General features: G+C 73.8%; 7 protein-coding genes. 2 read left to right on the forward strand and 5 right to left on the reverse strand.

What is annotated here, in order from left to right; all coding sequences use genetic code 11:
• Positions 1 to 357: transcription elongation factor GreA (greA, locus tag ACOJUF_RS19535; protein WP_420123488.1), on the forward strand; the 357-nt coding region annotated here is incomplete at its 5' end.
• A gap of 8 nt (positions 358 to 365) precedes the next feature.
• On the opposite strand, the gene ACOJUF_RS19540 is transcribed toward greA, so the two are convergent.
• The 4 genes from ACOJUF_RS19540 to ACOJUF_RS19555 all read right to left on the reverse strand — a co-directional run bounded on the left by ACOJUF_RS19540 (position 366) and on the right by ACOJUF_RS19555 (position 3971).
• Positions 366 to 722, reverse strand: coding sequence for an ACT domain-containing protein (locus tag ACOJUF_RS19540; RefSeq protein WP_420123489.1), 357 nt, complete (start codon positions 720 to 722; stop codon positions 366 to 368).
• 26 nt (positions 723 to 748) lie between these two features.
• Entirely contained in the window at positions 749 to 1918 is a 1170-nt protein-coding gene (locus ACOJUF_RS19545) for a cystathionine gamma-synthase (protein ID WP_420123490.1), read from the reverse strand.
• Positions 1919 to 1961: 43 nt separating this feature from the next.
• Complete coding sequence (locus tag ACOJUF_RS19550; protein WP_420123491.1) at positions 1962 to 2489, reverse strand: hypothetical protein; 528 nt, start codon at positions 2487 to 2489, stop codon at positions 1962 to 1964.
• A 114-nt stretch (positions 2490 to 2603) separates the two neighbouring features.
• A complete protein-coding gene (locus tag ACOJUF_RS19555) occupies positions 2604 to 3971 on the reverse strand; it encodes a cystathionine beta-synthase (RefSeq protein ID WP_420123492.1) in 1368 nt (455 codons plus the stop codon).
• A 433-nt stretch (positions 3972 to 4404) separates the two neighbouring features.
• On the opposite strand from ACOJUF_RS19555, the gene ACOJUF_RS19560 reads away from it, so the two are divergent.
• On the forward strand, positions 4405 to 5397 hold the full coding sequence (locus ACOJUF_RS19560; RefSeq protein WP_420123493.1) for an SGNH/GDSL hydrolase family protein: 993 nt from the start codon (positions 4405 to 4407) through the stop codon (positions 5395 to 5397).
• Between the two features lie 103 nt (positions 5398 to 5500).
• Here the strand turns inward: ACOJUF_RS19560 and ACOJUF_RS19565 are convergent.
• Positions 5501 to 5863: Bax inhibitor-1/YccA family membrane protein (locus ACOJUF_RS19565; RefSeq protein ID WP_420123494.1), on the reverse strand; the 363-nt coding region annotated here is incomplete at its 5' end.

The following is a 5863-nucleotide window of genomic DNA, read 5'->3' on the forward strand; positions in this document are numbered from 1 at the left end:
GAGAACGGGGGCTATCACGCCGCGCGGGACGAGCAGGCCAAGCAGGAGGGCCGGATCCGGCACCTGCAGGAGCTGCTGCGCAACGCCCAGGTCGGCGTCGCGCCGGCCGACGACGGCGTGGTCGAGCCGGGCATGGTCGTCACGATCGCCTACGACGGCGACGACGACGATCGCGAGACCTTCCTCCTGGGCTCCCGCGAGGAGGGCGTGCACGGCTCGATGCCGGTGTACTCGCCGCAGTCCCCGCTCGGCCAGGCCATCCTCGGGGCCACCCGCGGCGAGTCGCGCGAGTACATCCTGCCCAACGGCCGGACCCAGAAGGTCAGCGTCATCGAGGCCAAGCCGTTCAGCGGCTGAGCCCACCCCTACCGACGTTCCAGCACCCGGAAGCCGGCCCCGCCGAGCGCTTCGACGATCCGGTCGCAGTGCTCGGCGCCCCGGGTCTCCAGGCGCAGCGCCACCTCGACCTCGCCCAGGGACAGTGACGAGCCGACCCGCGAGTGTTCGACGTCCAGCACGTTGCCACCCAGGTCACCGACCAGCGCCAACAGGGCGGCCAGGGACCCGGGCCGGTCGGCGATGTCGACCCGCAGGGACAGGAAGCGGCCCGCGGCCCCGACCGCCTCCTGCAGCGGCCGCGACGTCTCCACCGGCGTGTACCGCACGACCGGCTGCAGCACCCGCGCGGCCTCCCGGACCCGCGCGACGTCGACCCGCTCCATCCCGGTGTCCCGCCCGCGCCGGCCGGTCAGTCCAGCGCGTCGCGCAGGTCGGCGACGAGATCGTCGGCGTCCTCGATGCCGACGGAGAGCCGGATGAGGTCGGCGGGCACCTGCAGCGCCGACCCGGCGACGCTGGCGTGCGTCATCAGGCCGGGATGTTCGATCAGCGACTCGACCCCGCCGAGCGACTCGCCGAGGGTGAACACCCGGGTGCGCCGGCAGACCTTGAGGGCCTCCTCCTGACCGTCGCGCACGGTGAACGAGACCATCCCGCCGAACCGGCGCATCTGCCGGGCCGCGATGTCGTGCCCGGGGTGGTCGGGCAGACCCGGGTAGTAGACCCGGCCGACCCGCGGGTGCCCGGTCAGCAGCTCGACGACCTGCTCGGCGTTGTCGCAGTGCCGGTCCATCCGCACGGCCAGGGTCTTGAGCCCGCGCAGCGTGAGCCAGGCGTCGAACGGTCCGGCCACCGCGCCCATCGACTTGCTGTGGAACGCCAGCTGCTCGGCCAGGCCGGCGTCGTCGGTGACCAGCGCCCCGCCGATGACGTCGGAATGCCCGCCGACGTACTTGGTGGTCGAGTGGAGCACGGCGTCGGCGCCCAGGGCGAGCGGCTGCTGCAGGTACGGCGAGGCGAAGGTGTTGTCCACCAACAGTTGTGCGCCACCGTCGTGCGCGATCGTGGCGAGCGCGGCGATGTCGGCGACGGACAGCAGCGGGTTGGTCGGCGTCTCGCACCACAGCACCCGGGTGCTCGGGCGCATCGCCGCCCGGACCGCGTCGAGGTCGCCGAGTGGGACGGTCGTGTAGGTCAGACCCCAGGGCACGCAGATCTTGTCGATCAACCGGAAGCTGCCGCCGTACGCGTCGTCCGGGATGATCAGGTGGTCGCCGGGCCGCAGCACCGCGCGGACGTAGGTGTCGGCCGCGGCCATCCCGGAGGCGAACGCGTAGCCGTACCGACCCCCCTCGACCGCGGCGATCGCCTGCTCCAGCGCGGTCCGGGTGGGATTGCCGGCCCGGGAGTAGTCGTAGCCCGCGCGGGTGCTGCCCACCTCGTCCTGGGCGAACGTCGAGGTCTGGTAGATCGGCACCGCGACCGCACCGGTCAGCGGGTCGGGATCCTGGCCGGCGTGGATGGCCAGGGTGGCGAAGCCCGGCAGGTGCGCGCCGCGAGGTCCGGGGGCGTCAGTCATACCCGCCACCCTAGGAGGGTGCCCGGCGATCCGGCGGCCGCCCTCAGGTGCCCGGCCACAGGATCGCACCGGACGCGGTCGTGCCGGTGATCTCGGGCGAACGCCGGGCCCGGCTGCGCCCGACCCAGCGGCCGGTGGCCGGCAGCACGGCCAGCACCACCACGGCGACCCCGCCCCAGTACAGCGGCCAGTTCTCGACCGGCACCTGCGCCCCGGTGTCGCCGTAGCCGAACCCGAACCGGGCCAGGGCGGTCGTGCCGGCGGCGATCAACCCGCCGAGCAGGACCGCCTTCCGGCCGCGGCGGAACAGCACGAACAGCGCGCCCAGGCCCAGCAGCAGCGCGCCGACGGCCCACCCGGCGGCCACCAGCACCGACTGCATCTGGGTCGGCGTCGGGTTCGGGGTGCCGGGCCCGGTGACGACGTCGTAGAACGACCGGCCGGTGCGGTACGACCAGGAGCCGAGGGTCCAGGCGGTCAGGCCGGCCACCGTCGTGGTCAGCACCGCCGCCAGGGTCGCCGCCAGGTCGTCCTGCGCCGGCGTCTCGTACGGAGCGGGAAGGTAGGTCACGACGCCTCCTGCGGACCGCGCGGAAGGGTGGCCGCACGAGCCGGCCGACCCCGTCCCCCGATGGTAGGGCGTGCCGGTCACCACCGGGTCTCGTCGGCTCGCGTCCGGTCCGCGTCAGGTGGAGGCGACGAACGCGAGCAGGTCGGCCCGGGTCAGCACGCCGACGGGTTTGCCGTCGTCGATGACCATGACCGCGTCCCGTTCCTGCAGCGCGCTGCGCAGCGTCGGCACGTCCTCGCCCGCGCCGACCAGCGGGAACGGGCCGGCCATGTGCCGGACCACGGCGTCGGCGAGCGAGGCGGTGCCGGCGAACAGCGCGTCCAGCAGATCCCGCTCGGAGACCGACCCCACCACCTCCCCGGACATCACCGGCGGCTCGGCGTTGACCACCGGCATCTGGGAGACCCCGTACTCGTGCATGATCTCCACGGCGTCGCGCACCGTCTCGTTGGGGTGGGTGTGGACCAGGGCCGGCAGCTCGCCGCTCTTGCCCCGCAGCACCTGACCGACCGTGGCCTCGCCCTCCCGGTCGAGGAACCCGTAGGAGGCCATCCACGGGTCGGAGAAGATCTTGGACAGGTAGCCCCGCCCGCCGTCGGGCAGCAGCACCACCACCACGTCGTCCGCGGTCAGCCCCCGGGCCAGCCGCAGGGCCGCGGCGACCGCCATCCCGCAGGAACCGCCGACCAGCAGCCCCTCCTCCCGGGCCAGCCGCCGGGTGACCTCGAAGGACTCCGCGTCGGAGACCGCGATGATCTCGTCGGCCACCGACCGGTCGTAGGCGCTGGGCCAGAAGTCCTCGCCCACCCCCTCGACCAGGTACGGGCGCCCGGTGCCGCCGGAGTAGACCGAGCCCTCGGGGTCGGCCCCGATCACCCGGACCCGGCCGGCCGAGACGTCCTTGAGGTAGCGGCCCGTGCCGGAAATGGTGCCGCCGGTGCCCACGCCCGCGACGAAGTGGGTGATCCGGCCGTCGGTGTCCCGCCAGATCTCCGGGCCGGTGGTCGCGTAGTGGCTGGCCGGGTTCTCCGGGTTCGAGTACTGATCCGGCTTCCACGCGTCGGGCGTCTCCCGCACGAGCCGGTCGGACACCGAGTAGTACGACGTCGGGTCCTCGGGCGCGACGGCGGTCGGGCAGACCACCACCTCGGCGCCATAGGCGCGCAGCACGTTGCGCTTGTCCTCGCTCACCTTGTCCGGGCAGACGAAGATGCACCGGTACCCCCGCTGCTGGGCGACCAGGGCCAGCCCGACACCGGTGTTGCCGCTCGTCGGCTCGACGATGGTGCCGCCGGGCCGGAGCGCGCCCGACCGCTCGGCGGCGTCGATCATGCGCACGGCGATCCGGTCCTTGACCGAACCGCCCGGGTTGACGTATTCGACCTTGGCCAGCACCAGCGGCGGCACATCGGCGGCCAGCGGGCCGAGCTTGACGAGCGGGGTGTTGCCGATGAGGTCCACGACGGACGGGGCGTAGCGCACGATCGTCAGGCTAGTTGGCCGAGCTGGCGAGGCCACCATCGAGCACCGGAGGGGTCTGCCGGAGGCCAGGCGGCGTTGCCACCGGCAGCGGTATCAGGGGCGGGGATCGGCTGCTCTGTGGGGTCAGGGATGATCGGGGTCACGGGAGGCGTCGCGGCCGTGGGGCGGTGGCCGGCGATCGGGTGGGCGTCCCCGGATCGATCACCGGATCACCCCACGGGGTGACGGCCCGGCGACCGGTCGCGGCGGAGCGACCGGGGCCCGGCGGCCGGAGTCGCCGGGAGTCGTCCGGACGTGGAACAGCGGGACCGGCCGGTCCCGGCGCACAATGAAGCCACCGAATGTGAACGGCGGCAAACATACGGCCGTCGCCCGTCCGGGAACGGCCCACCGAGGAGCCACCGACCCTCGGTCACGGACAGGGAGGGACGGCATGAGCATCTTCCCGACCAGGGTGTCGGGCCCGCCGGTGGGCGCCGGTGTCGCCCGGGCGGTGCCCCGCGTCCCCGGCCGCGCGATGGCGACGGTGGCCGGGCTGAGCGTGGTGGCCGGGCTGAGCAGCGCGGTCGTCGGGCTGATCGGTCAGGCCTGGACGACCACCCGGTCCATCGAGAAGGCGGCGCTGGCCGCCGCCCTGGCCGACGGCACGCTGGTGCCCCCGCCGGTGCCCGGCGGGACGGCCGCGCAACAGGCGGTCGCCGACCACCTCGTGCACGTCCGGCTGCCGCACGGCGACGGGATCTACCGGCCCGACGGGAGCCGGGTCGAGCCCTCCGACGAACCGGCCGGCCGGCCGCTCACCCTGGTGATGCTGGGCGACTCGACCTCGGTCGGCTACGGCGTCCGGACCGCCGACGAGCTCCCGGGGGTCATCGTCGCCCGCGGCCTGGCCGAGCACCTCGGGCGTCCGGTCCGGCTGTGCTCGCACGGCCTGACCGGGGCGCGCACCGCGGACCTGCCACGCCAGCTGGACCTGTGCTTCGCCGACGACCCGGCCATCGTGGTCATCCTGATCGGTGGCAACGACCTGCGGGATCGGGTGCCGCCGTGGCGCTCGGCGGCCCAGCTCGGCGACGCCGTCGGCACCCTGACCGGCCGCGGCGTGCCCGTCGTCGTCGGCACCTGCCCGGACTTCGGCGTCATCACCGCCATCCCGCAGCCGCTGCGCAGCGTGCTGAGCACCTGGTCCCTGCGGTTGGCCGCGCTGCAGGAACGCGCCGTGCAGGCCGCCGGCGGGCACCCGGTGGCGCTGGCCCGGCTGGTCAGCCCGCAGTTCGTCGGGCATCCGGACTTCTTCGCCGCCGACCGGTTCCACCCGTCGGGCGCCGGGTACGGACGCGCCATGGAGGTCATCGTGCCGGCCGCGATCGCCGAGCTGGCGGGCCCGGTCGCGACGGGCGAGGAGGCTCCGCCGCTCTCGGCCTGACCCCGGATGCGCGACGGCCCCGACCCGGCGGGAGCCGGGACGGGGCCGTCGGCGGGCGCCCGACCACTTCTGCCGGGCGCTGCTGCCGCGTTCTTGCCGGGCGTTATTGCCGGGCGTAGCCCAGCAGCCGCAGGATCTCCAGGTACAGCCAGACCAGGGTCACCATCAGGCCGAACGCGAAGTACCAGGCGGTGTTCGCCGGCGCGCCCTGCTTGATCGCCGCATCGATGGCGTCGAAGTCGATCAGGAAGCTGAACGCCGCGAGGGCGATGCAGATGATCGAGAAGATGATCGCCATCGGGCCGCCGCTGCGCAGCCCCATGTCGACCCCGAACAGGCCCATGACCAGGTTGAACAGCATCAGCACGGCGACGCCGATGATGCCGCCGATGATCATCTTGGTGAAGCGCGGGGTGACCTTGATCGCGCCCGTCTTGTAGATGACGAGCATGCCGCCGAAGACGCC

Source organism: Nakamurella sp. (genome assembly GCF_048594475.1).
Classification (GTDB): Bacteria; Actinomycetota; Actinomycetes; order Mycobacteriales; family Nakamurellaceae; genus Nakamurella.

Bases quoted from the DNA above. Each gene is read 5' to 3' on its own strand.
- ACOJUF_RS19540 (WP_420123489.1), bottom strand. From the start codon at position 722: ATGGAGCGGGTCGACGTCGCGCGGGTCCGGGAGGCCGCGCGGGTGCTG.
- ACOJUF_RS19545 (WP_420123490.1), bottom strand. From the start codon at position 1,918: ATGACTGACGCCCCCGGACCTCGCGGCGCGCACCTGCCGGGCTTCGCC.
- ACOJUF_RS19560 (WP_420123493.1), top strand. From the start codon at position 4,405: ATGAGCATCTTCCCGACCAGGGTGTCGGGCCCGCCGGTGGGCGCCGGT.